Annotated in this window: 22 protein-coding genes; 6 read left to right on the forward strand and 16 right to left on the reverse strand. The window is 65.2% G+C overall.

Annotated elements, in window-relative coordinates:
* Nucleotides 1-41: 41 nt before the first annotated feature.
* Together proX and GM909_RS08585 are read left to right on the forward strand one after the other, a co-directional pair.
* The gene (gene proX, locus GM909_RS08580) at nt 42-1,082 is read left to right on the forward strand and encodes a glycine betaine/L-proline ABC transporter substrate-binding protein ProX (protein WP_157015808.1); all 1,041 of its coding nucleotides are present in this window, start codon (nt 42-44) and stop codon (nt 1,080-1,082) included.
* Between the two features lie 131 nt (nt 1,083-1,213).
* Nucleotides 1,214-3,835 (forward strand): ATP-dependent helicase, encoded by a 2,622-nt coding sequence (locus tag GM909_RS08585; RefSeq protein WP_157015809.1) that lies wholly within the window; start codon nt 1,214-1,216, stop codon nt 3,833-3,835.
* Between the two features lie 92 nt (nt 3,836-3,927).
* On the opposite strand, the gene GM909_RS08590 is transcribed toward GM909_RS08585, so the two are convergent.
* Together GM909_RS08590 and GM909_RS08595 are read right to left on the reverse strand one after the other, a co-directional pair.
* Nucleotides 3,928-4,281, reverse strand: coding sequence for a DUF488 domain-containing protein (locus GM909_RS08590; protein WP_157015810.1), 354 nt, complete (start codon nt 4,279-4,281; stop codon nt 3,928-3,930).
* 86 nt (nt 4,282-4,367) lie between these two features.
* Nucleotides 4,368-5,006, reverse strand: coding sequence for a DapH/DapD/GlmU-related protein (locus tag GM909_RS08595; protein ID WP_157015811.1), 639 nt, complete (start codon nt 5,004-5,006; stop codon nt 4,368-4,370).
* 199 nt (nt 5,007-5,205) lie between these two features.
* On the opposite strand from GM909_RS08595, the gene GM909_RS08600 reads away from it, so the two are divergent.
* The 3 genes from GM909_RS08600 to GM909_RS08610 all read left to right on the forward strand — a co-directional run bounded on the left by GM909_RS08600 (nt 5,206) and on the right by GM909_RS08610 (nt 6,993).
* Nucleotides 5,206-5,349 carry a hypothetical protein gene (locus GM909_RS08600; RefSeq protein WP_157015812.1) on the forward strand — a complete coding sequence of 48 codons (144 nt, stop codon included), beginning with the start codon at nt 5,206-5,208 and terminating at the stop codon, nt 5,347-5,349.
* Between the two features lie 46 nt (nt 5,350-5,395).
* Entirely contained in the window at nt 5,396-5,974 is a 579-nt protein-coding gene (locus GM909_RS08605; RefSeq protein WP_157015813.1) for an SCO family protein, read from the forward strand.
* Nucleotides 5,975-6,120: 146 nt separating this feature from the next.
* The gene (locus GM909_RS08610) at nt 6,121-6,993 is read left to right on the forward strand and encodes a 50S ribosomal protein L11 methyltransferase (protein WP_157015814.1); all 873 of its coding nucleotides are present in this window, start codon (nt 6,121-6,123) and stop codon (nt 6,991-6,993) included.
* A gap of 99 nt (nt 6,994-7,092) precedes the next feature.
* Here the strand turns inward: GM909_RS08610 and GM909_RS08615 are convergent, their stop codons facing one another.
* A complete protein-coding gene (locus GM909_RS08615; protein WP_157015815.1) occupies nt 7,093-7,278 on the reverse strand; it encodes a hypothetical protein in 186 nt (61 codons plus the stop codon).
* A gap of 233 nt (nt 7,279-7,511) precedes the next feature.
* Here GM909_RS08615 and GM909_RS08620 point away from each other — a divergent pair, with 233 nt between their 5' ends.
* Nucleotides 7,512-9,338, forward strand: coding sequence for an aminopeptidase P family protein (locus GM909_RS08620; protein ID WP_157015816.1), 1,827 nt, complete (start codon nt 7,512-7,514; stop codon nt 9,336-9,338).
* A gap of 102 nt (nt 9,339-9,440) precedes the next feature.
* Here GM909_RS08620 and GM909_RS08625 read toward each other — a convergent pair whose 3' ends face one another.
* From GM909_RS08625 to murG, 13 genes are all read right to left on the reverse strand, one after another.
* The gene (locus GM909_RS08625) at nt 9,441-9,737 is read right to left on the reverse strand and encodes an AzlD family protein (RefSeq protein WP_157015817.1); all 297 of its coding nucleotides are present in this window, start codon (nt 9,735-9,737) and stop codon (nt 9,441-9,443) included.
* A complete protein-coding gene (locus GM909_RS08630) occupies nt 9,734-10,495 on the reverse strand; it encodes an AzlC family ABC transporter permease (RefSeq protein ID WP_157015818.1) in 762 nt (253 codons plus the stop codon). Before GM909_RS08630 ends, GM909_RS08625 begins: the two co-directional genes overlap by 4 nt.
* A 167-nt stretch (nt 10,496-10,662) precedes the next feature.
* A complete protein-coding gene (gene ligA, locus GM909_RS08635; RefSeq protein WP_157015819.1) occupies nt 10,663-12,783 on the reverse strand; it encodes an NAD-dependent DNA ligase LigA in 2,121 nt (706 codons plus the stop codon).
* 54 nt (nt 12,784-12,837) lie between these two features.
* Complete coding sequence (gene recN / locus GM909_RS08640) at nt 12,838-14,514, reverse strand: DNA repair protein RecN (RefSeq protein ID WP_157015820.1); 1,677 nt, start codon at nt 14,512-14,514, stop codon at nt 12,838-12,840.
* A 15-nt stretch (nt 14,515-14,529) separates the two neighbouring features.
* A complete protein-coding gene (locus GM909_RS08645; protein ID WP_157015821.1) occupies nt 14,530-15,396 on the reverse strand; it encodes an outer membrane protein assembly factor BamD in 867 nt (288 codons plus the stop codon).
* A 116-nt stretch (nt 15,397-15,512) separates the two neighbouring features.
* Nucleotides 15,513-16,463 (reverse strand): UDP-3-O-acyl-N-acetylglucosamine deacetylase, encoded by a 951-nt coding sequence (gene lpxC, locus GM909_RS08650; protein ID WP_157015822.1) that lies wholly within the window; start codon nt 16,461-16,463, stop codon nt 15,513-15,515.
* Nucleotides 16,464-16,785: 322 nt separating this feature from the next.
* On the reverse strand, nt 16,786-18,510 hold the full coding sequence (gene ftsZ, locus GM909_RS08655; RefSeq protein WP_157015823.1) for a cell division protein FtsZ: 1,725 nt from the start codon (nt 18,508-18,510) through the stop codon (nt 16,786-16,788).
* A 68-nt stretch (nt 18,511-18,578) separates the two neighbouring features.
* The gene (gene ftsA, locus GM909_RS08660) at nt 18,579-19,889 is read right to left on the reverse strand and encodes a cell division protein FtsA (RefSeq protein ID WP_157015824.1); all 1,311 of its coding nucleotides are present in this window, start codon (nt 19,887-19,889) and stop codon (nt 18,579-18,581) included.
* On the reverse strand, nt 19,886-20,815 hold the full coding sequence (locus tag GM909_RS08665; RefSeq protein ID WP_157015825.1) for a cell division protein FtsQ/DivIB: 930 nt from the start codon (nt 20,813-20,815) through the stop codon (nt 19,886-19,888). Before GM909_RS08665 ends, ftsA begins: the two co-directional genes overlap by 4 nt.
* Nucleotides 20,803-21,729: a D-alanine--D-alanine ligase gene (locus GM909_RS08670; RefSeq protein ID WP_157015826.1), complete on the reverse strand. Its 927-nt coding sequence runs from the start codon at nt 21,727-21,729 to the stop codon at nt 20,803-20,805. Before GM909_RS08670 ends, GM909_RS08665 begins: the two co-directional genes overlap by 13 nt.
* A gap of 323 nt (nt 21,730-22,052) precedes the next feature.
* Nucleotides 22,053-23,018 carry a UDP-N-acetylmuramate dehydrogenase gene (gene murB / locus GM909_RS08675; protein ID WP_157015827.1) on the reverse strand — a complete coding sequence of 322 codons (966 nt, stop codon included), beginning with the start codon at nt 23,016-23,018 and terminating at the stop codon, nt 22,053-22,055.
* Nucleotides 23,015-24,421 carry a UDP-N-acetylmuramate--L-alanine ligase gene (gene murC, locus GM909_RS08680; protein ID WP_157015828.1) on the reverse strand — a complete coding sequence of 469 codons (1,407 nt, stop codon included), beginning with the start codon at nt 24,419-24,421 and terminating at the stop codon, nt 23,015-23,017. Before murC ends, murB begins: the two co-directional genes overlap by 4 nt.
* Nucleotides 24,418-25,539, reverse strand: a complete 1,122-nt coding sequence (gene murG / locus GM909_RS08685; RefSeq protein WP_157015868.1) for an undecaprenyldiphospho-muramoylpentapeptide beta-N-acetylglucosaminyltransferase — start codon at nt 25,537-25,539, stop codon at nt 24,418-24,420. The genes murC and murG overlap by 4 nt, the downstream gene beginning before the upstream one ends.

Here is a 25,539-nt window from a genome sequence, read left to right on the forward strand (position 1 = left end):
GCCGCTCTGGCAGGCGAACGAAGAAACAGAGGAGAATTCACATGACGCGACCATATCTTTCGCGACTTCTTGCGCTCGGCGTATCTGCTGCCGCGATCGGCCTGATGCCGCTCACGGCCTCGGCCCAGGACATGCCCGGAGAAGGCACCACCGTGCGCATGGCACGGGCGACGTGGGACACCGGCTGGTTCCATGCCGAGATCTACAAGCAGCTCCTGGAAAAGCTGGGCTACACTGTCGAGGGGCCGACGACGCTTGACAATCCGCCCTTCTATCAGGCCGTCTCCCAGGGCGACCTCGACCTTTGGGTCAATGGCTGGTTCCCGCTTCACAACACCTATGAAAGCACCTTCTCCAGCGGCGCCGAACGCTTCGGCATGGTCGCCAAGGGCGGCGCCCTGCAGGGTTATCTGGTCGACAAGGCGTCAGCGGAGAAGTTCGACATCAAGACGATCGAGGATTTCAAGCGCGACGAGGTCAAGGAAGCCTTCGACCGCAACGGCGACGGCAAGGCCGACCTGGTCGCCTGTCCGCCCGGCTGGGGCTGCGAGACGGTCATCGAATATCAGCTCGATGCCTATGACCTGCGCGACTCCGTCAACTCCATCAAGGCCGGCTATTCGGCATCGATGGCCGACGCGATCGCCGCTTACGGCCAGGGCGAGCCGATCCTTTTCTATACCTGGACGCCGAACTGGACGGTCAACGAGTTGAAGCCCGGCGAAGACGTGGTGTGGATCGAGGTTGCCAAGACCGACCTGCCGGAGGACCAGAAGGACCTCGAGGACGCAACGACGCTTGAGGGTGTTGCGGGCTGCGTCGCCGATCCGTGCAATCTCGGCTGGCCTGCCAACGATATCCAGCCGGTGGTCAACTCCGAATTCCTCAAGGGAAACCCGGCCGCGGCCACGCTGCTCGAGGAAGTCTCGATCCCGCTCGAGGATATCTTTGCCCAGAACGCCAAGATGAACGCCGGCGAGGATGACGACGAAGACATCGTCCGTCAGGCCTCGGAGTGGATCGACGCGCATTCCGACGAGGTCGATGGCTGGCTGAAGGCGGCACGCGACTCCGCCATGTAAGACGGCACAGCCGCAACCGACTGTCGAAGCGGGCCGCAATTGCGGCCCGCTTCTTTTATTTCTGGCCTTCAACGTCAGGATATGCCGGCGGCAAGCTGGCCTTTCCGCCCCGAATCACTACATTCGGGGACATGTCCGCACAGCCAGACGATATTCCCTTCTTCGACGACGACCGCCCGCATGCCGAAGCCCCAGGCGCGACCGGTTCGGGCATCGCCGCCCGCGCCATGGCGGCGCGCAGCAAGCGCGCGCCCGACTATCTGGAAGGGCTCAATCCCGAGCAGCGCCTTGCGGTGGAAACCACGGAAGGCCCGGTGCTCGTTCTGGCCGGCGCCGGCACCGGCAAGACGCGCGTGCTGACGACGCGCATCGCCCATATCCTTGCCACCGGGCGTGCCTGGCCGTCGCAGATCCTCGCCGTTACCTTCACCAACAAGGCCGCACGCGAGATGAAGAGCCGCATCGGCGTGCTGGTCGGCTCGCAGATCGAGGGCATGCCGTGGCTCGGCACGTTCCATTCGATCGGGGTTAAACTCTTGCGGCGCCATGCCGAGCTTGCCGGCCTGCGCTCCGATTTCACCATCCTCGACACCGACGACCAGATCCGGCTGCTGAAACAGCTCATCCAGGCCGAAGGGCTCGACGACAAGCGCTGGCCGGCGCGCCAGTTCGCCCAGATGATCGACGGCTGGAAGAACAAGGGATTCGGCCCGAAGGACATTGCGGAAGGCGATGCGCGCGCCTTCGCCAATGGCCGCGGCCGCGAACTCTACGCCGCCTATCAGGAGCGGCTGAAGACGCTGAACGCCTGCGATTTTGGCGATCTGCTGCTGCACCCGATCCGCATCCTGCGCGACAATCCGGACGTGCTGGCGGAATATCACCGCAAGTTCAAATACATCCTCGTCGACGAGTATCAGGACACCAACACGGCGCAATATATGTGGCTGCGGCTCCTGGCGCAGCGGCCGCGGGGACAACACGCCATCTCCCCTCTTGAGGGAGAGATCGGCCAATCGCGGACATCCCGCCTTTCGGCCGAAGGGCGCAAGCCCGACCGGGCGTCGGCCGGTCAGGCCGCCCCCGCGGAGGCCAGCGAGCGGAGCGAGCGCGCGGCCGTGAGCGTAAATATCTGTTGTGTCGGCGATGACGACCAGTCGATCTATGGCTGGCGCGGCGCCGAGGTCGACAACATCCTGCGCTTCGAGAAGGATTTTCCCGGCGCCACCGTCATTCGCCTGGAGCGCAACTATCGCTCCACGGCGCACATTCTCGGCGCCGCCTCGCATCTGATCGCCCATAACGAAGGCCGTCTCGGCAAGACGCTGTTCACCGAAATTGCCGATCCCGACGACGCCAAGGTGACAGTGCATGCGGCCTGGGATTCGGAGGAGGAAGCGCGCGCCGTCGGCGACGAGATCGAGGCGCTGCAGACGAAGGGCCATCGGCTCAACGACATGGCGATCCTCGTGCGCGCATCCTTCCAGATGCGCGAATTCGAGGAGCGTTTCATCACGCTCGGCCTCAACTACCGCGTCATCGGCGGCCCGCGCTTCTACGAGCGCCAGGAAATCCGCGATGCGATGGCCTATCTGCGCGTCATCGCCCAGCCGGCCGACGACCTCGCCTTCGAGCGCATTGTCAACGTACCCAAGCGCGGGCTCGGCGAGGCTTCGGTGCGCCAGGTTCACGATACCGCGCGCGCGCTCGGCGTTCCCATGCTGGCGGCGGCGGAAAATCTCGCCGAAAGCGACGAGATGAAGCCCAAGCCGCGCGCCGCGCTGCGCGAGGTGGCGGCCAATTTCGCCCGCTGGCGCGAGGCGATGGACAATACGCCGCATACCGAGCTGACCGAGACGATCCTCGAGGAGTCGGGCTACACCGACATGTGGAAGAACGACCGCTCGGCCGAAGCGCCGGGCCGGCTGGACAACCTGAAAGAGCTCATCCGCTCCATGGAGGAGTTCGAATCGCTGCGTTCCTTCCTCGAACATGTCTCTCTGGTCATGGACGCCGAGCAGCAGGAAGACCTCGACGCTGTCTCCATCATGACGCTGCATTCGGCCAAGGGCCTGGAGTTCGAGACCATCTTCCTGCCGGGCTGGGAGGAAGGCCTGTTTCCGCACCAGCGCGCCCTCGACGAGGGCGGCCGCACGGCGCTCGAGGAAGAGCGGCGCCTGGCCTATGTCGGGCTTACGCGAGCGAAGAAGAACCTGCACATCTGGTTCGTCTCCAACCGCCGCATCCACGGACTGTGGCAATCGACCATCCCCTCGCGCTTTCTCGACGAACTGCCTGAGGCCCATGTCGAGGTGGCCGAGGCCGGCTCGGATTTCGGCGGCTATGGCGGCGGCCGGCAAAACCCGTACGGCGCCTCCCGTTTCGACGATGTGGGGAGCTTTTCCAACACCTATGCCACGCCCGGATGGAAGAGGGCCCAGCAAAACCGCACCGAAGCGACGGACCGCAACTGGGGCACGCGTTCGGGCCATGCGGCAGAGCGCATCGGCTATGGCGAGACGGATTCGGGCTACGGAGCCGGCCGCGGCTCGGTCAAGGGCCGGGTGATCGAGGGCGAACTGGTCGCCAAATCGGTCTCCGACGAGCCCTCGGCCTTCACGGTTGGCGACCGCGTCTTCCACCTCAAATTCGGCAACGGCAACATCGCCGCCATCGACGGCAACAAGCTCACCATCGACTTCGACAAGGCGGGCCAGAAACGGGTGCTCGACGGATTCGTCAAGAAGGTGTGACGACACTTCTCGTCAGGTGACGCCTTGCTGAGCGGCGGCGCCGCTTGTGCGGTCGGCCATCAGAATATCTCGACCACATCGTTCGGGCGTACTCACCGACCCTTCTCAATCACCTCTCGGATGACCACCGCCTGGTTGCGCTCTTCGTCGCGGGCCGAATAGACGAGCGTCAGCGGCCCCTGTTTCGCATAGCCGCGCAACTGGTCGAGGAGGTCCGTCTTGTCGGCCAGTTCGGCCTTGTAGCGGGTGCGGAATTCCTCCCAGCGTTCGGGCTTGTGGCCGAACCATTGGCGCAGCGCCGTCGACGGCCCGATCTCCTTCATCCACAGATCGACCGCCGCCTTGTCCTTCGACACGCCGCGCGGCCACACCCGGTCGACCAGGACGCGAACGCCGTCGGCCTTCTGCGGCGGCGCGTAGACCCGTTTGATCCCGATATCGTGCATGGCTCCGTCCAATCCTGGAGACCCAACCCAACATTGCATGATCGGGTCCCGGATTCCATGGTGCGTGCATTGCACGGCGGGCCCGCCTATCCGCGTCGTTCCCACTTGTCGAGAAAGGCGTCGATCGCCATCGACTGCATGTCCGGCACGGCTTCGTAGAGCGTTTCGACGGGCCAGTCCCACCAGGAAAGCGCGTCGAGACGCGCGGCGATCTGCGGGCTGAAGCGCGCGCGCAGCGGCGCGGCCGGCACGCCGGCAACGATGGTGAAGGCTGGCACGTCCCTTGTCACCACCGTATTGGCGCCAATCACCGCGCCGTTGCCGATCGTCACGCCGGGCAGGATCACGGCGCCATGGCCGATCCACACGTCGTGGCCGATCGTCACGCGGTTGGCCCGCCGGCGCTCCCGAAACACCTGGTCGACGCCGAGATAACGGAAATACTCGTTCGGACGGTAGCTGATCTTATGCGTCGTCGCCCGCTCCAGCGGATGCTCGAGCGCATTGATCCGGCTGTTGGCGGCAATCGAGCAGAACTTGCCGATCGTGGTGTAGATCGCCTCGGCATGGCGCTCGAAATAGCTGAAGTCGCCCACCACAACCTCGCGCAGGACGACGCGCTCGCCGACAGCGGCATAACGGCTGAGCCGGCACCCCTTCAGTTCCGCCGTCGTGTGAATGCGCGGCTCGGGCGAGGCAAAGCGGAGATCGGCGGGTTCGCTCATGGCCGCCCTTTACGCCGCACCTGCATCCCCGGCAAGGCCTGCTGTATCGGTTGCACCGTCCAGCGGACGTCCTGGCCGCAAGGCAGCATGTCGAAATCGCCATCCTGGCCGAGTTCGAGAAGGCAATCAGAGCGACAGAATGGCGTATTGGTGCATGTCGTCGTCTGGGCTATGCTTGCGCCAATCGAGGTGGTTGCCGATGACGCTGAAACTCGCGATCAAATCCGTGTCGACGGTCGTCGTGCTGGCCGGCCTCAGCGGCATCGCATTTGCCATGTGGGCCGAGAACGGACCCAGGGTTCTCATGGCGATGGCCGAAACCGGTCTGTCCTGGTGCTTCTAGGCCGTGTGGACAACCGAAACGAACTCACGGCGGGATCTACCAGGACATGATGCGCGGCGTTCTCATAGGCATACTCGTACTGATGGCGGCTGCCGTCGGCTGGCTCACCTATGACTGGTACCGCACCACGCAAGGCGGCGAAGCCTTCGGCGCTCCATTCACGCTGGTCGACCAGAAGGGCGGGGAAATTACCGAAACCGCCTTGCGCGGCCAGCCGAGCGCGGTGTTCTTCGGCTTCACCCATTGCCCCGAGGTTTGCCCGACGACGTTGTTCGAGCTCGACGGATGGCTGAACTTGCTCGGCGAGGAAGGTGAGCCGATCCAGGCCTACTTCGTCTCCGTCGACCCCGAGCGCGACACGCCGGAGGTGCTCGACAACTATGTCTCCAATGTCTCCGATCGCATCACAGGCATTACGGGCGACCCCGAGAAGGTTGCGGCCATGGCAAAGTCATTCGGCATCTATTCCAAGAAGGTGCAGCTCGAGGACGGCGACTATACGATGGATCATACCGCATCCATCCTGCTCATCGACCGCTCGGGCGACTTCTTCGGCACCATCGCCTATGGCGAGAATTCCGACACGGCACTGGCCAAGTTGAAGCGGCTGGTCCGGGAAGGCTGAAGACCGGATATACCCACCGTTGTTGCCGTGCCGGCCCCGTCCGTACCGCCCGCCGGCCTGGCCACTTGCGCCCGTGGCACGGCTGCGGCAGTAAGGCCTGTCGACGCCGCGTTATCGCCGCGGCCGTCCTTGCGGAGAAATGATCCTTGAGCCTGAGCCGTCTTTTTGCCACCGCGCCGCGCGAGAAAGCGATGCGCGCCTACGCCCTGTTCGAGGCCCTGTTCGAGGATGACGGCTTCGCGCTTGCCATCACCGAAATCGACGAGGCAAACGACATTCTTTGCGTGGAGATCTATGTCGACGGCGATGCGGCCGGCGTCGTCTCCAGGGCCCGGAACGCACTCGATGAGGCGGGGCTCTCCCTGCCGATCGAAAACGAGCCGTTGCCGGACATCGACTGGGTGTCGAAATCGCTCGAAGGCCTGAAGCCGGTCCGTGCAGGACGCTTCCTGGTTCACGGCGCGCATGACCGCGACAAGCGCGCCACGGGCGACCTTGCCATCGAAATCGAGGCCGGCCAGGCCTTCGGAACCGGCCATCACGGCACCACAGCGGGCTGTCTGGAGATGATCGAGCAGATCGTCCGCCGCGAGCACCCCGTCAACGCGCTCGACATGGGAACGGGCAGCGCCGTGCTCGCGATCGCGCTCGCCAGGCTGGCGCATATACCGGTGCTGGCAACGGATATCGACCCCGTCGCGACCCGGGTCGCGCGCGACAATGTCAGGCTGAATGCCGCCTCGGCGTGGGTGCGCGCGGTCACGGCAACGGGTTTCGACCATCCCGAGATCGCCCGGCGCGCGCCCTACGACCTGATCATCGCCAATATTCTCGCCCGTCCGCTGATGGGACTTGCCTCCGCCATGGCCCGGCATATCGCTTCGGGCGGCTCGCTCATCCTGTCGGGCATTCTCGAGCGGCAGCGAAATGCCGTGATCGCCGCCTATGCGGGGCAGCGTTTCCGGCACGTCAGAACCATTCAGCGCGGCGAATGGGTGACGATCCATATGAAGCGGTGATCGGCAGCATGGACAAAAAAGAAAGCGGCTCGAACGTTCGGGCCGCTTTCCGAGTAAGCGCTGGGATAAACCCGCGCTGTTGTTGCCTGATGCAAGAAATCAGATCAGGGAATAGCTCGACGCGTTCTTCTGCAGCTCGGCGCGGCTGTAGCCACTGGCCTTCAACGTCTCGTCGTCGAGCATCAGGAGAGCGCCGTTGACATAGCGGGATGCCTGCCGCGAACGCGCTTCAACCAGCGTATCGAGGGCAATGCGGAAAATGCCGCGTCTGTTTGCGTGTGCCATATCGGGCTCCTTATCCTTTGGAAGATCCATCCTCCACGTTGTGAAAGGTAAGCACCGCTGACCTAGTTTACCAGCACCCAAAGCACATGGCACCCATGCGTTTTCGCAGGTGCGAAACGTCTGTGTGCGCTGCAACATACATCGTACCTTAAACGTGTCCGCGCGCTTGCCCGTTGCAACCGCATAGGGGCGGAGATACGGTCACGCAAACGCAAGCGAGGCCATTCTTCCCGATGTTCCAGTCCTTCGAAACGACGTCAGATCCCGCCCTCGTCGCCCCACGGATCGCCAAGCTGCGCGGCCTGCTCGAAGCGCGCGAACTCGACGGCTTCCTGGTGCCGCGGGCCGACGAATATCAAGGCGAATATGTCCCACCGCGCGCCGAACGCCTGCAATGGATTTCAGGCTTTACGGGATCGGCCGGGGCGGCCCTGGTGCTGAAGGACAGCGCCCATCTCTTCGTCGACGGGCGCTACACGCTGCAGGCGCGCATGCAAACGGACCCGGCGGTATTGGCCATCGAAAGCCTCGTCGATACCCCTCCCCCGACATGGATCAAGGAGCACCTGCCGCACAAGGCGATGCTCGGTTTCGACCCGTGGCTGCACACGATCTCCGAGGCGCGGGCGCTGCGCGAGGCGGTCGAGGCGCGCGGCAGCAGGCTGGTTGCGCTCGGCGACAATCTGGTCGACGCAATTTGGCACGACCAGCCCGCCCCGCCTCTCGAGGCGGTGGACATCCATCCCGAGAAGTTCGCCGGGCGGCTGGCCAAGGACAAGCTCGCCGAACTCGCCGAGGCGGTCGGCGCGGCAGGCGCCGACCATTGCGTCCTCACCGATCCGTCCTCGATCGCCTGGGCGTTCAATATCCGCGGCCACGACGTGCCGCACACGCCTCTGGCCCTGGGCTTCGCCATTCTCGGCGCCAAGGGCCTGCCAAGCGTGTTCATGGACAAGCGCAAGCTGCCCAAGGCCACCGAGGCCTATCTGACGCAGCTCGCCGACATCAGGCCGCCCTCCGCATTGGAAGAAACGCTGTCGGCCATCGCGGCCAAGGGTGCCGCCATCGGGCTCGATCCGGCGCTCGCCGCCGACAGGTTGCGCATGATCGTCGAGGAGGCCGGCGGCAATGTGGTCGAAACGGCCGACCCCGCGCGCCTGCCGCGCGCAACCAAGAACGAGGGCGAGCTTGCCGGCAGCCGCGCCGCCCATCGCCGCGACGGCGCGGCCGTCACCCGTTTTCTTGCCTGGCTCGACCGGCAGGCGCCGGGAACGCTCGACGAAATCACCGCGGTAAAGGAACTCGAGGCCGCCCGACGGCATGCCGGCGACGAGGCCCAGATGCCGCTGCGCGACATCTCCTTCGACACCATTGCCGGCGCGGGACCCAACGGCGCGATCATCCACTACCGCGTGACGCATGAAACCAACCGGACGCTCGGCAAGGACGAGCTTTTCCTGCTCGATTCCGGCGGCCAGTACGAAGACGGAACGACCGACATCACGCGCACGCTCGCCATCGGCACGCCGACCCAAGAGATGCGCGAGCGCTATACGCTGGTGCTGAAGGGGCTCATCGGCATTTCGCTCCTGCGCTTTCCCGCCGGCACGCGCGGCATGGACATCGACCCCATCGCCCGCCAGGCGCTCTGGAAGGCGGGCCTCGACTACGGCCATGGCACCGGCCACGGCGTCGGCTCCTATCTCGCCGTGCACGAAGGTCCCCAGCGCATCGCCCGCACAGGCACGCAGAAGCTCCTGCCCGGCATGATCCTGTCCAACGAGCCCGGCTATTACAAGGAGGGCCATTACGGCATCCGGCTGGAAAACCTGATCGTCGTGCGTCCGGCAGAGCCCCTGCCCGGCGGCGACATTGCCATGCACGCCTTCGAAACCCTCACGCTCGCCCCGTTCGACCGGCGGCTGATCGTGCCGTCTCTGCTGACGGGCGACGAGCGCGAATGGCTCGACGCCTATCACGCTCGGGTGCGCGCGGAGATCGGCCCGATGCTCGACGGTGAAACGCTGGCCTGGCTGGACAAGGCGACGGCGCCGCTTTGACGGGCGCGACGCGCGGCCGCCTCCCCTCCGCCCGGCCCTGGAGCATATCGATCTGGCGCGCATATCTTTGCTTCAAACGTTTCCGTTTGAAGCAAACGCGCGCTAACCGAAAAAATGCCGCCCGACGATCAGAACCGCCGTGCCGCCCAGAAACAGGCTCATCATGCCGCCGCGCAGCGCAATCAGCGCCGCCGCCACGAGTGCGAGAATTTCGGCTGGCCCGGCCGTCAGCACGGCCGGCGCCACGAGCGTCGTCAGCACCGCCGCCGGCACGGCGTTGAGGCCGGCCTCCACGCGCGGATGGACGTGCTCGAAGCGCGAGAGCACCAGGTGGCCGCCGGCCCGCGTCAGATAGGTGAAGACGGCGCCGGCGACGATGATCCAGAACGTCGTGCTCATACTTCCTCTCCCGCATCTTCGGCCGGCGGATCCTGGTAGTCGGCGATCGCTTCCTGCGTCGGCGGCATCATGGCGGCAAGCGCGACGCCGGCCGCCGCCCCGATCGAGACATGCCAGGGCGAGCCGACGTAGAGATAAGCGAGGATCGAGGCTGCACTGCTTGCCAGCACGATCGGCAGCCACAGCGGGCGCTTGCGAAAGCCCATGACGAGGCCGAGAAAATAGATCGGCAGCAGGAAGTCTATCCCCAGCGCATGCGTGTCGGGCAAGAGCCGGCTGAACGACGCGCCGACCCAGGAATCGACGACCCACATGACATAGATCGGCGTCGCCATGCCCATATACCAGGAAAACCCGATCGTGCCGCCCTGCTCGCCCTGGCGTTCGGCCTCGGCATATTGCGGGTCGACCAGGAAGAAGAAGCCGACGAGGCGCTGCCAGGATGTCCAGTGACCGATCCGCCGGCCGACAGCCGCCGAATAGAGCACATGGCGGAAATTGACCGCCACGATCGACAGCACGATCACCCACGGGGCGATCGTCTGGCCGAAAAGATCGATGCCGACCATCTGGCTGGCGCCGGCATAGATGGTCGCGCTCATGAACACGACTTCCCAGACGCTGAGCCCGTTCTGCACCGCGAGCGCGCCGAACAGGACACCGAATGGCGCCGAGGCGACCATGACGGGCACGCCGAGACGGAAGCCGCGCCAGTAGTCCGACGCGGCGGATGTCTCGGTGTAGCTTTGAACGGACATGCAGGCTCCTCCGGATCAGCGCTATGTAGGTAGGCCGGCCCGGCCTGTCACATGAAAATGATTGAGCCAACCATCAACCGCGATGATGACCGCGCGGCAAGCGCCAGGGTTGGATGCACCGGCTCGCGCTGCGCTTCAGGGTTGATGGCGATGCCGTTTGTCGCCCCTTACACGCCCTGACGGCCGATCCGCTCGAACCACGCCGCCTCGTCGATCACCTCGATGCCGAGTTCCGCCGCCTTCTTCAGCTTCGATCCCGCACCGGGTCCGGCCACCACCAGGTCGGTCTTGCTGGAGACCGAACCGGCCGCCTTGGCGCCGAGCTTTTCGGCCATCGCCTTGGCCTCGTCGCGCGACATGCGCTCCAGCGCGCCGGTGAAGACGATCGTCTTGCCTGCAACCGGAGAATCGCTTGCGACCTGTTCAGCGTCGATCACCGAAACCTGCGCCGCAAGCTTTTCCACCAGCGCCCGGTTGTGCGCTTCGCCGAAATAGCGCGCGATCGCGTCGATCACCGCACCGCCGATATCCTCCAGCGCATCCATCTCCTCGCGCGCCTGGTCGTCGCCATTGGCTATCGCCAGCGCGGCATCGTGGAAAGCCGTCCACGACCCGTAGCCGCGTGCCAGGGTGCGCGCCGTCGTCTCTCCGACATGGCGGATGCCGAGCCCGTAGATCATGCGCTCCAGGGATATGGTCCGGCGCTCCTCGATCGCCGTAAAGAGCTTTGCCGCCGAGACCGCACCAAAGCCTTCCTTGTCCTTCAGCTTGCGTAGGTTTTCCGCGTCGCGCTTTTCGAGCGTGAAGATGTCGGCCGGGCTTTTGACCGGCAGGTCCTCGTCGTTGAAGAAGAACTCGATCTGCTTCTCGCCCAGCCCCTCGATGTCGAAGGCACGCCGCGACACGAAGTGCCGCAAATGCTCGATGCGTTGGAAGGGACAGGCGAATTCGCCGGTGCAGCGCCGCACGACGCCCTCGACGCCGGCCGCCGTGGCCTCGCGCACCACCGGCGTCTTGAGCTCGCACGGGCAGACGGAGGGAAATTCGAAGGCCCGTGCATCGTCGGGCCGCTTGGCCAGATCGACGCCGAGGATCTGCGGGATGACGTCGCCGGCCCGCTGCACCGTCACCGTATCGCCGATCATCACGCCAAGCCGCTCGATCTCCTCGGCATTGTGCAATGTCGCATTGGTCACCACCACGCCGCCCACCGTCACCGGCTGCAGACGCGCGACCGGCGTGAGCGCGCCGGTGCGGCCGACCTGGATGTCGATGCCGTTCAGGATGGTCGTCGCCTTTTCGGCCGGGAACTTGTGCGCGATAGCCCAGCGCGGCGAGCGCGAGACGAAACCGAGGCGCTCCTGCAGCGCCAGGTCGTCGACCTTGTAGACGACGCCGTCGATGTCGTAGCCGAGGCTCGCCCTGGTTTCCTCGATCAGGCGGTAATGCGCCAGCAGGCCTTCGGGGTCGGTAAAACGCTGCATCAGCGGGTTGACCGGAAAGCCGTAGGACCTGAACGCCTCGACCATGGCCATCTGGGTATCGGCCGGCATCGCGCTCACCTCGCCCCAGGCATAGGCGAAGAAATGCAGCGGACGGCTCGCCGTCACCGACGCGTCGAGCTGGCGAATGGAGCCGGCCGCCGTGTTGCGCGGGTTCACATAGGTCTGCTTGCCCTCCGCCGCCTGGCGCTCATTCAGCGCCAGGAAGGCCTGCTGGGTCATATAGACCTCGCCGCGCACCTCCAGAACGGCCGGAAAATCGCCCGACAGAACGTTGGGAATGTCGGCGATCGTCTTGGCATTGGCCGTCACGTCCTCGCCGGTCTGCCCGTCGCCGCGCGTCGCCGCCTTGACCAGCCGGCCGTCCTCGTAGCGCAGCGACATCGACAGGCCGTCGATCTTCGGCTCGGCGGTGATGCCGAGTTCGGCATCGGCGGGCAGCCGCAGGAAGCGACGGATACGCTCGACGAAATCGCGCACGTCGTCGTCGGAAAAGGCGTTGTCGAGCGACAGCATCGGCACGCGATGGCGAACCTTCTCGAACTTTTCCGACACGGCGCCGCCGACCGCGCGCGACGGCGAATCAGCGCGTATCAGCTCGGGAAAGCGCTGCTCGATCGCCAGGTTGCGCCGGCGCAGCGCGTCATAGGCAGCATCGCTGATCGTCGGCGCGTCCTCGGTGTGATAGCGCCTGTCGTGCTCGGCGATTTCGGCGGCAAGCCGCGCCAATTCCTCCGCGGCTTCCTCGTGTGTGAGCTGATCGACGGGCGTGGCGGTTCTTGTCATGGCTTGCTCGTTGCGGCTGGCGGCGCGGCCAAACTACACCCTACGCCGCTCCGCTCAAGATGCGGCCGCGCCGTTTTCAACCAGCAAACGGCCGGCTGCTGCCCGCGCTTCGTCAGTAATGGTCGCGCCGGCCAGCATTCGGGCGATCTCCTCCTGCCGGGCGTGGCGCGCCAGTTCCTCGACGCCCGTGGCGACACGGTCGGCGCCGCCGGCCTTGGAGATCAGGAAATGGCTCGACGCGCGTGCCGCCACCTGCGGCGCATGGGTCACCGAAAGCACCTGCACGCGCTCGGCCAGGCGCGCCAGGCGCTGGCCGATGGCGTCCGCCACGGCGCCGCCCACACCGGTGTCGATCTCGTCGAAGACGAGCGTCGGGGCAGACCCCCGGTCGGCCAAAACCACCTTCAGCGCCAGCAGGAACCGCGACAACTCACCGCCCGAGGCGACCTTGAGCAGCGGTCCGGGTCTCGATCCCGGATTGGTCCTCACCCAGAACTCGACCTGGTCGATGCCATCTTCGTGCCTGTCCTCAACTTCGCTCGCCACCTGCACGATGAATTCGGCGCGTTCCAGCTTCAAGGCCGGCAGTTCGGCCATCACCGAGCGCGCAAGCTCGTCGGCCGCCTGCCCGCGCGCCTCGGACAATCGCTGCGCGACGGCGTCATAGGCCTCGCGGCGCGCCGCCGCGTCCGTTTGCAGCGATTGCAGGCGCTCCTCGCCGGCATCGAGATCGGCCAGATCGGCATCCATGCGCTCGCGCAGTGCGGCCAGCTCATCCACCGCGACATTGTGCTTGCGGGCCGCCGCGCGCAGGGCAAAGAGCCGTTCCTCGGCTTCCTCCAGCCGCTTCGGGTCGAACTCGACCGCGCGCATGGCCTGGTCGATGCCGGTCTGGGCCGAATCCAGGGCGACCAGCGCCTCGTCGATCGCCTTGACGATATCGTCGAGAAGACCGGGCACCTCGGCGGATTTGCGTTCCAGCCGGCGCACCAGGCTCGACAGCTGCGCCACCGGCGAGGCCGAACCGGAAAACAGCTCCTGCGCCTCGTTGATGTCTGCCGCGATCTTTTCCGCCTTCATCATGGAGGAGCGCATGCCGGCAAGCTCGGTCTCCTCGCCCTCCACCGGGGCGAGCGTGTGGAGTTCTTCGACCGAAGCGCGCAGATAGTCGGCTTCGCGCGCCGCCGCCTCGACCTTCGCGCGATGGCGCACAAGCGCCGTCTCCGCTTCCCGCCAGGCCGTCCACGCCTCGCGCACCTCGCGAACGAGCGGCGTCAGACCGCCAAACAAATCCAGGAGATCGCGATGTGCCGCAGAATCGACCAGCACGCGATCGTCGTGCTGGCCATGGATTTCGACCAGCAGGGTTCCGATGGCGCGCATCAGCGCCACGCTGGCCGGACGGTCGTTGATGAACACGCGCGTGCGGCCGTCCGCGGCCTGCACCCGGCGCAGGATGATATCCCCGTCATCCTCGATCGCATTTTCAGCAAGGGCTGCGCGCGCCGCATGTCCGGCGGGCACGTCGAAGACCGCGGTCACCTGTCCCTGCTGCACGCCCTGGCGCACCAGCGCGGCATCGCCGCGTCCGCCAAGCGCCAGTGACAGCGCGTCAAGCAAGATCGATTTGCCCGCCCCGGTTTCACCGGTCAGCACCGAAAGGCCGCTGGAGAATTCGATATCCAGCCGCTCGATCAGGACGATATCTCGGATCGCCAGTTGAACGAGCATGTCCCCCCCGGCGCTTCAGCCGCCAATAATGGCCCGCCCGGCCTGTGACAACCATGATCCCTTGCTCTCGCGCGGCTCGAGCCCGCCGCTCTGCAACAGCGCGTAGGAATCCTTGTACCACTGGCTGTCGGGATAGTTGTGGCCGAGCACGGCCGCCGCCGTTTGCGCCTCGGACGCCAGGCCCATGGCGAAATAGGCTTCGGTCAGGCGTGCCAACGCCTCTTCCACATGCCTTGTGTCGGAATATGATTCGACGACAACGCGGAAGCGCTTTACGGCGGCAATGTATTCGCGGCGCTCGAGATAATAGCGGCCGATCTGCATTTCCTTGCCGGCAAGCTGGTCGCGCGCGAAGCGGATCTTGGTTTGAGCGTCCTCGACATATTCGGACTCCGGCCAGCGCGTGACAAGCTCCTCCATCGTCTGGATGGTCTTGCGCGCATCGGCCTGGTCCTGGGTCACGTCGCGGATCTGCCGGTAATAGCTCAGCCCCACGATATACTGGGCATAGGCCGCATCCTCGGTCGAGGGATAGAGCGAGACATAACGCTTACCGGCGTTGATGGCTTCCTGGTAGTTGCCCTGGCGGTAGTTGGCGAAGGCGCCCATGACCATCGCCTTGCGGGCATATTCCGAATAGGGGTGCTGTCGATCGACCGCGTCGAACTTCGCGATGGCTTCCTTCATGCGGCCGGCGTTCAGATTGGCCAGGCCCTGATTGTAGAGCGTGTCCGCCGGCTGGATATCCTCGACATAGGTGGCCAGATCAATATCGTCATCGGAGGCGCAGGCCGTGAGCACAAGCGGCAACACGATCGCGGACGCGGCAAGCAGCCTCAGCCGCGCCGGACCTGGACGTCTGACAGGTCGCTTTGAAGACATTTGTGGCCCTAATCCCTCTGCCATGCATGACGGACACCCCGCCCGCCGCCATTAATCACAGCCGGATGCCTCGGGCAACGCTATCGCGCCGCAATCGCGCAAATTTGTGGCAATGTCTAAAGTGCCCAAGGCACAAATACGGGTGCATTGACGGCAATCAGTTCGGCTGAACGGCCGCGCTCGCGGCGCGTCGTCTCGACGATCTCGAAGGCGCTGCGATCGGAAAGCAGCCTGCGCAGGGCGGCCGCATTCAGCCTGTGACCGCCGCGATAGGAACGGAAGCAGCCAATGAAGCGTGCACCGGCCAATGCAAGATCGCCCATGGCGTCCAGCGTCTTATGGCGCACGAACTCATCGGCGAAACGCAAGCCTTCCATATTGATCACCCGGTCGTCATCGCCGATGACCACGGAATTCTCCAGGGAGGAGCCGAGCGCATAGCCGGCTGCCCACAACCGCTCCACGTCCTTCATGAACCCGAAGGTGCGGGCCCGCGCAATGTCACGCTTGAACGTCTCCGCGCCCATATTGCCGGCATAGATCTGCCGCCCGATCGCCGCGCTCTCGAAATCGATCTCGACTTCGAATCGGGTCCCGCTATGGGGAAGGAACTCCGCCCATGACGCGCCGCTCTCGATGCGCACCGGCTTGATGACACGGATATAGCGCCGCTTGGCCTCCAGCGTACGGATGCCCGCCTGTTCGAAGGCGTCGACGAATGGCTGGGCGCTGCCGTCGAGAACCGGAACTTCCGGGCCATCGATCTCGATCGACATGTTGTCGATGCCGAGCCCGAAGACCGTCGCCATGAGGTGTTCCACCGTCGCCACGTGAAGACCGGCCGGATCACCAAGGATCGTGCTCAGGTCGGTGCCGCCAATTTCCGATACCAGGGCACGAATCTCGTGCGACGCGTCAGCCGCGTCGATACGGCTGAACACGATGCCCATATCCGCGTCGGCCGGACTGAAATGAATGGTGACGGCTTTGCCGCTATGCACGCCGATACCTGACAGAGATACGCGCGTACTAAGTGTCGTCTGATACTCGTGCAATTCTATTCCCATGGCCCGCCCCGTTCAAACCGCCGGTCCAAAACTCACCCGGCAGCCCTGACAATCGCAATCCGAAGGAACCTCATCCCCACAATACCTTCGGCAGCGTACAAACATCGGGTTGGAAGATAGTGATCCCACTAAACGACTCCAAATCACGGTTTCTTACTCATTGTTACGGTAGATAACCATTTGGAACGACATATAACGAATTGTTTTTACTTATCTTTTCGTATCGCGGGCCGGACAGTTCGTCCGGCCTGAGAGCCCACTGCGACAAATTGGCCGGAGATGATCCGCGGCGCTCCGCGACTCGCTTCGCGCCGCGGAGAAATCAGTTGGCCTGGCGGCGCAGAAACGCAGGAATCTCAAGCTGATCCTCGTCCTGCGACTGCCTGGGTGCAGGAGCCGCCTGCTGCTGGTCGGCCTGATGCCCGCGCTGCGGTGCATAGAGTTCCGCATCCGGCGCAGACAGCTTGCGGGTCTGCGTCGCCTGCTGGCGCAACTGCGGCTCGCGCGGCTGTGCCGCCTGCAGACGGGCCGGCTCTTCCTCGCGTCGCGACAGGCCGGTCGTCAAACGCTTGAGCAGGCCCATCGGACCGCGCTCGTCATGCGCTTCCTGCGGCCGCGACTGCGCTTCGATGGCGTCCTTCACGACAGGAGGAAAATCCTCGACGCGCGGCATGCGCGGCGGCGCCACCGGTTCGCCTGCCTGCATCTCGTGCTGAGGCTGCTGGTATTGCGGTTGCTGTTGCGGCTGGGCCTGACGCATCGGCTCGGCCTGCATGGCGACCGCGGCCTGGCCGTGCGCAACAGCGCGGGCGGGCGCTTCGGCCACCTGCTGCGGCGCCTGGAAGATGCGGCTTTGCGGGCGGAAGTCATTGTCGGCGGCCGCCTGGCGGATCTGCGCCTGGGCCGCAGTGCGCTCGGCATCGCGGATCGCGTCGGCGACCGGGTCCTGAATCTGCCGGGCGCCATGGCCCTGCGGCAGGCCGCCGGCGACGACACGTCCGTCATCGGCCGCCGGGCGCGGTGCGGGTTTGCCCTGCTGCTGCTGGCGGATCTCGATCGGGCCGCTGTTGATCTCCTCGGCCGACTTGTCGATGCCGGTGGCGACGACGGAAACCCTGATGACGCCTTCCAGTTCCTCGTCGAACGTCGCGCCCAGGATGATGTTGGCCTCCTGATCCACTTCCTCGCGAATGCGGGTCGCCGCCTCGTCGACCTCGAACAGGGTCAGGTCGCGCCCGCCGGTGATCGAGATCAGCAGGCCCCTGGCGCCCTTCATCGAGCTCTCATCAAGCAGCGGATTGGCGATCGCAGCCTCGGCCGCGGCCATCGCGCGGCCCTCGCCGGACGCCTCGCCGGTACCCATCATCGCCTTGCCCATCTCGCGCATCACCGAGCGAACGTCGGCGAAATCGAGATTGATCAGGCCTTCCTTGACCATCAGGTCCGTGATGCAGGCAACGCCCGAATACAGAACCTGGTCGGCCATCGCGAAAGCGTCGGCGAAGGTGGTCTTGTCGTTGGCGATCCGGAACAGGTTCTGGTTGGGAATGACGATCAGCGTATCGACATTCTTCTGCAGTTCCTCGATGCCGACATCGGCGGTCTTCATGCGCCGCTGGCCCTCGAAATGAAACGGCTTGGTGACGACGCCCACGGTGAGGATGCCCTTTTCGCGCGCCGCGCGCGCAACCACCGGCGCGGCCCCCGTGCCGGTACCGCCGCCCATGCCCGCCGTGACGAAGCACATATGGGTCGACGCCAGGTGATCGACGATTTCGTCGATGCATTCCTCGGCCGCCGCGCGCCCGACTTCGGGCTGCGAGCCGGCGCCCAGGCCCTCCGTCACATGCGCGCCGAGTTGCACCAGCCGCTCGGCCTTGGACTGGGTCAACGCCTGCGCATCGGTGTTGGCAACGACGAACTCAACACCTTGCAGGCCCGCCGTGATCATGTTGTTGACGGCATTGCCGCCGCCGCCGCCAACGCCGAAAACGGTAATCCGGGGCTTGAGCTCGGTGATATCCGGCTTTTGCAGATTGATGGTCATGTCCTCGTCCTTTTCGCCTAACTTGGCCGCATCGCCGCAGCGGCCTACCGGGGGCTCGCGCCCGATCTCTAGAAACTGTCTCTCAACCACTCACTTACGCGGTGAATACGCCCGCCTGTGCCCGTCGCCCGTGCGCGCAGGAAGCCCGACACACGGCTGTTCTCATAAGCTGCGACCTGCGGATAGATCATCAGCCCGACGACGGATGCGAAGGCGGGTCCCTTCGCCGCCTCCGGCAGACCGGCCACGCCCAGCGGCCTGCCAATACGCACATTGCGGCCCAGAATGCGGCGCGCCACCTCGGGCATGCCGGCTAACTGACTGGCGCCGCCGGTCAGCACGACACGCTTGCCGACCGTCGCCCCGTAACCCGAACGATTAAGTTTCTCGCGCAGCAGCTCCAGCGTCTCCTCGACGCGCGCGCGGATGATTCGCGTCATCACCGAACGCGGGACCTGCAGCGGTCCGTCGTTGTCGTCGCCGCCGACCGGCGGCACATTGACGATGTCACGGTCGTCGGCCACGCTCGGCAGCGCCGAACCGTGCATCACCTTGAAACGCTCCGCATTCTCGACACTCGTCGACAGGCCGCGCGCCATGTCCATCGTCACGTGGTTGCCGCCGACCGGGATCGAATCTGCATGCACGAACTTGCCGTCGGCGAAGATGGAAATGCTGGTCGTCCCGCCGCCCATGTCGATGCAGGCCGCGCCCAGTTCCGCCTCGTCGTCGACCAGCGCGGCAAGCCCGCTCGCATAAGGCGTTGCGACCATGCGTTCGACCGATAGATGAGACCGATTGATGCACAGTTCGAGATTGCGCATCGGCGCGGCGTCGCCCGTCACGACATGCATGTCGACGCCAAGCGTGTCGCCGACCATGCCGCGCGGATCGCGAATGCCGCGCTCGGCATCCAGCGCGAACCCGACGGCCAGCGAATGAACGACCTCGCGCTCGGCCTGCAGGGCCCGTTTGGCGCCGGCGGCAAGCACGCGCTTGATGTCCCCCGGCTCGACCTCGTGACCGCCCAGATTGATCGTCGCGGTCGCGATATCGCCCTTCAGGCGGCCGGCGGACAGATTGACGATCAGCGAATCGACCGTCAGCCCGGCCATGCGTTCCGCAGCATCGACGGCCAGCCGGATCGACTGCTCGGCCTTGTCGAGATCGATCACCATACCCGACTTGACGCCACGCGAGCGCTGATGGCCGATGCCGATGACCCGCACCTCATGCGTGCGCCCGCGCAGGATCTCGTTGCCGTCGCACGGCTTGAGCTTGGCAATGATGCAGCAGATCTTGCTCGATCCGACATCGAGCACCGTCACGATGCCGGAACGTTTTGCCGTATGGCCGCGCGAAGAACCGAGCCAGTTCATATACGCCTCCCCGAAGCGCCCTTGAGGCGTTGCTTCAGCGCCGCTTCTCGCTTTTCGACCGCATCGGGGGTGAGCTGCACGACGAACCGGTCCTCGATGCGCAAATCGACCGCAGCGATATCGCGCGACAGAAGTCCCTGGCGCGCATCGACCGCCAGCAGATCGTCGATCGCGGCACCAACATCCTTTTCGGGAAGTCTCAGCGTCACGCCGTTGGCCAAACGCAGATCCCACCGACGGTCGGCGACGCGCACGTAGCCCTTGACGCGGTCCGCCAGCACCGGCCGGCCGGCGACCATGGCCACGATATCCCGCGCCTCTTCCGGCGCGCCCCGGCCGACGACCAGCGGCAACGCCGCGTGACCGCCCCGAAACGGCGCGATCACCTTCCCCGAGCGCTCGATGAGCGACAATTCACTGCCGTGCTGCCATATCGCGAAGGCATCCTTCTCCTCGACCACCACCTCGAGCTGATCGGGATAGATCTTGCGCACCGATGCCGATTGCACCCATGGCAGCGCCGCCACCCGGTCGCGCGCAGCCGCGGCATCAAAGCCGACCAGCGACGTCCAGCCGTTGAGCCCGACGGCGCCCAGAACGTCGATCTCCGAGAGTTCGCGCAAGCCGGAAATATGCACATCGTCGACCGCGAATCCGCCTTGCGCCGTCACGGTCTGGATCACGGCGTTCGAATGCCCGCCCAGAACGACACCATAGGCGGCGGTCGCGCCAAAAAGCACTGCAGTCAGGGCTGTCGCAGCGAAGGGCGGAACAGGCAGGCCATCGAGGTCGATACGCGACAACGCACGTACCGGACGACGAAGCCAGCGCGGCAAAACAATTCGATTGCCGACAGCAGCCGACACCAGGAAACGCCCGGACATCGCCTCCTGCCTGCCATCCTGCCTCGACTTCAACGCGAACACGATGCGTCCTCCACCATCCAACGCAGCAACTCACCAAATCCATGCCCCGCCTGGGCTGCGATTTCAGGCACCAGCGACGTCGGCGTCATGCCGGGCTGGGTATTGACTTCAAGCCAGATGAGTTCGCCATCTTCCGAATGGCGCTCGTCGAAGCGGAAGTCCGACCGGGACACGCCCCGGCAGCCGATGGCTTGATGTGCCTTGAGCGCCAGTGTCTCAATTTTTTGGTAAATATTCGGTGAAACTTTTGCCGGGCATTCGTGTTTGGAGCCGCCGGGAGCGTATTTTGAATCGTAATCGTAAAAAGCGTGACCGATGGGCAGAATTTCCGCCACGCCAAGCACTTTTTCGCCCATGACGGCGCATGTGAACTCGCGCCCCGGAATGTAGCGCTCGACCATGACCGCGTCGCCATAGCGCCACTCGTCGGACGCGATCACCTGCGGCGGACTGCCCTGCCCCTCCTGCACGATCACCACCCCGAAGCTCGACCCTTCATAAACCGGCTTGACCACATATGGCGGACGGACGGGGTGCTCGTTGCCGATCGCAAAGCGATCCATCACCCGCGATTCGGCCACGGGCACGCCGGCAAGCCCGACGATCTTCTTGGCCCGCTCCTTGTCCATGGCAAGGGCGGATGCCAGCACGCCGGAATGCGTGTAGGGGATCTGCAGAAATTCCAGAATGCCCTGGATCGTGCCATCCTCGCCGAAAGGGCCGTGCAGCGCGTTGAACGCAACGTCGGGCTTCAGCTCCGCCAGGACCCGGGATACGTCGCGACCGACATCGACACGGGTTACGCGGTAACCTTCCGCCTGAAGAGCATCGGCGCAGGCCTCGCCGGACGAGAGCGAAACGGGCCGCTCGGAGGAAAACCCTCCCAACAGAACGGCTACGTGCTTCCTCGTCATGCCCCGCGCTTTCCTCTTTCCAACGGGTTGAGCCTGACGTTTCTCCGAATTGAATCCAGCCTCTCCGGCGGATGGACACCCCAGACCAATGCCGCAGCAGACGCGTCAAACGACTCAAATCAGGAAACGCTTTAACCCAAAGAATCAGAGGATTGATTTAGTGGCAAGTGCGGATTGCCGGGAGGGTCCGCAAAATGCCGTCCGCCGCCGCATGAAATGGCTTCAACCTACTGCAATCGCGGCCTTTTCTCTCCTCGTTCGGCGCGGTCATTTTTTGCAACATCGCTGCAAATGGCGCCGCCGGCATGCGCGCCGGTTCCCGATCACAGCATCCGGCCGAGAAATTCCTGAATCGCCTGGTCCGTACGGAATTCTCCGATGCGCCGAATCTCCCACTGCAATTTGATGCCCGAATGCTCCAGCACACGCGCGCGTACCGTCTCGCCAAGCGCCTCGAGATCATGCCCGGTCGCAGTGCCTGTATTGATCATGAAATTGCAGTGCATCGGCGACATCTGCGCGCCGCCGATCATCAGTCCCCGGCAACCGGCCTTGTCGATTTCCTTCCAGGCCGAACTCCCCTCCGGGTTCTTGAAGGTGGAGCCGCCGGTTTTCTCGCGGATGGGCTGAACGGTTTCGCGGTGATGCTGCACGGCGTCCATGGCCGCCCGGATCGCATCCTTGTCCTCGGCCTCGCCTTCGAACACCGCCGAGGTGAAGATGAGGTCGCCCGGCGCGGCGGAATGGCGGTAGGCATAGCCCATTTCTGCATTGGTCAGCGTGTGCACCCGCCCCTTGCGGTCAAGCGCGCGCACCTCGACGACCCGCTCGCGTGTCTCGGCGCCATTGGCGCCGGCATTCATGCGCAGCGCGCCACCGACGGCGCCCGGGATACCGTGGTAGAAATGAAATCCGCCGATGCCGGCGTCGAGCGCGGCGGCCGCCAGACGCTTGTCCGGCGTGGCGGCGCCGGCGCGAATGCGCGTATCAGAAACGGCCTCGGCCTCGCCGAACCCCTTGGCCGACAGGCGGACGACGAAGCCGCGGATGCCGCCGTCACGCACCAGCAGGTTCGAGCCGATGCCGACCACGGTGAGCGGGACCTCCTCGGGCAATTTCTCGAGGAATTGCGCCAGGTCCTCCTCGTCTGCCGGCTGGAACAGGGCATCTGCCGTACCGCCGGCCCGGAACCAGGTGATCTTGTCCATGCCGGCATCGGGCGTGATGCGCCCGCGCAAGCCTGCCAGGCGGTCGCCGAGATTGGCGATCAGGGCTTCGCCGGCGCTCATGCAGCCTCCGCCGCCAGGTCCTTCGGCAACTGATAGGCCCATTGCGTGATGCTGCCGGCACCGAGAAAGATGACGAAATCACCCGGTTTCGCCAGCGCTTCCACAATCGGGCGGATCTCCTGCTGCCCGCTGATGAATCGGGCATCGCGATGGCCGCCGGCGCGCATTCGCGCCACCAGCGTCTCCGACGAGATGCCCTCGATCGGCTCCTCGCCGGCCGGATAGACGGGTGCGATCAGCACCGTGTCGGCATCGTTGAAGCAGGCGGCGAAATCGTCGAACAGGTCATGCAACCGCGTGAAGCGGTGCGGCTGGGCAATGGCGATGACGCGGCCCTGGCAAGAATCCCGCGCGGCCTTGAGAACAGCCTTGATCTCGACGGGGTGGTGTCCGTAGTCGTCGAATATCTGCACCCCGTTCCAGGTGCCGGTGGGTGTGAAGCGCCGCTTGACGCCGCCGAACGACACGAGCCCGCGGCGGATGTCCTCGGCCGTCAGCCCCAACTCGTGGGCGACCGCGATGGCCGCTGTCGCATTGGCGACGTTATGGCGCCCGGGCATCGGCAGGCGCAGATCGCGCATTTCCGATTGCGCGCCGGTCTTGCGGTCGTGGATGACGATGTCGAACAGCGAAGCCGCGCCGTCTGCGCGCAGGTTTTCGAAGCGGACCGCCGCTTGCGGGTTGCCGCCATAAGTGACGATGCGGCGATCCTCGATGCGGCCGACCAGCGCCTGGACTTCCGGATGGTCGATGCACATGATTCCACAGCCGTAAAACGGCACGTTCTCGACGAATTGCCGGAAAGCCTCGCGCACGCTGTCGAAGCTGCCGTAATGGTCGAGATGCTCCGGGTCGATATTGGTCACCACCGCGATCTCGGCCGGCAGCTTGAGGAAGGTCCCGTCGCTCTCGTCGGCTTCCACCACCATCCATTCACCGCCGCCCATGCGCGCATTGGTGCCGTAGGCGTTGATGATGCCGCCATTGATCACGGTCGGATCGAGCCCGCCCGCATCGAGCAGCGTCGCCACCATCGACGTCGTCGTCGTCTTGCCGTGCGTGCCGCCGATGGCGACCGCCTGGCGGAAACGCATCAGTTCGGCCAGCATTTCGGCGCGCCGCACGATGGGCAGCATCCGCTCGCGTGCCGCGGCGAGCTCGGGATTGGTCTTCTTGATCGCAGACGAGACGACGACAACTTCGGCCTCGCCCAAGTTCGCCGCGTCATGGCCGACGAAGACCTTGATGCCCTTTTCGCGCAGGCGCTCGACATTGGCGCTGTCGGCCTGGTCCGAGCCCTGCACGCAATAGCCGAGATTCATCAGCACCTCGGCAATGCCGCTCATGCCGATGCCTCCAATGCCGATGAAGTGCACGAGGCCGATCGTTTCCGGCATCTTCATGGCCGGTTCCCTTCCCTTTTGAATGCGTCAGCGCCTTGACCGCCCGCAATAGCCTCTGCCAGGTCGGCAAGCAACACGGCCGCGTCCGGCCGGCCGGCCGATCGCGCCGCCGCGGCCGTCGCCGCCAGGCCCTCGGGGTCGCGCATTCGACCGGCGATGATGTCGGCAAGCCGCTCCGCTGTGAGGCTCGATTGCGCATGCACCTCCGCCCCGCCGGACGCAGCCAGGGCCGCGGCATTGGCCGCCTGATCGTGATCGAGCGCATGCGGATAGGGCACCAGGATGGCCGGCCGCCCGATGACCGAAATCTCCGACACGGTGGACGCCCCGGCGCGCGAGACGACCAGGTGCGCGTTCGCCATGCGCTCGGCCATGTCGGCGAAAAACGGCGATATCTCGGCCTCGACCTGCAAGGCGTCATAGGCATGACGCACCCGCGCCTCGTCTTCGGGCCGTGCCTGCTGCACGATCCTCAGGCGCGCGCGAAGCGCTTCGGGCAATGCGGCGACCGCCGCCGGCACGGCATCGGAGAAGAACTGCGCGCCCTGGCTGCCGCCGAAGACCAGTAGATGGAAGGGGCCCTGCGGCGTCGGTGCGGCAAAGGGAACCTGCGCCGCCTCCACGACCGCCTGGCGGACCGGGTTGCCGGTCTCGACGATCTTTTGCACATATGGACCTTGCGCCGTGAGAAACCCGCCGGCGATCGCCGTGACACGACCGGCCAGGGCCTTGTTGGCCCGCCCCATGACGGCATTCTGCTCGTGGATCAGGGTTGGCACGCCCCGTCGTGTCGCGGCGTAGAGCGGCGGCAAGGTCGGATAGCCGCCGAAGCCGACCACCGCCTGAGGGCCGATTTCGGCAATCAGCTTCGACGATTCGCGCACGCCGCGCCAGATGGTAAGCCCCGCGCGCACCAGCGCGATCGGATTGCGCGATCCGATCGTTGCCGCCGATACGGTATGGACGGCCGGAAATTTGCCGGCAAACCGCTCGGCCCGCTGGTCGGTTGCCAGATGCACCGACCAGCCGCGATCCCTCAATTGGTGCGCCAGCGCTTCGGCCGGAAAGAGATGTCCCCCGGTTCCGCCGGCCGCCAGCAGGATGGTGCGTTCGCTCAT

The sequence above is a fragment of the Mesorhizobium xinjiangense genome, from assembly GCF_009749525.1.
In the GTDB taxonomy this organism is placed as follows: Bacteria; Pseudomonadota; Alphaproteobacteria; order Rhizobiales; family Rhizobiaceae; genus Mangrovimarina; species Mangrovimarina xinjiangensis.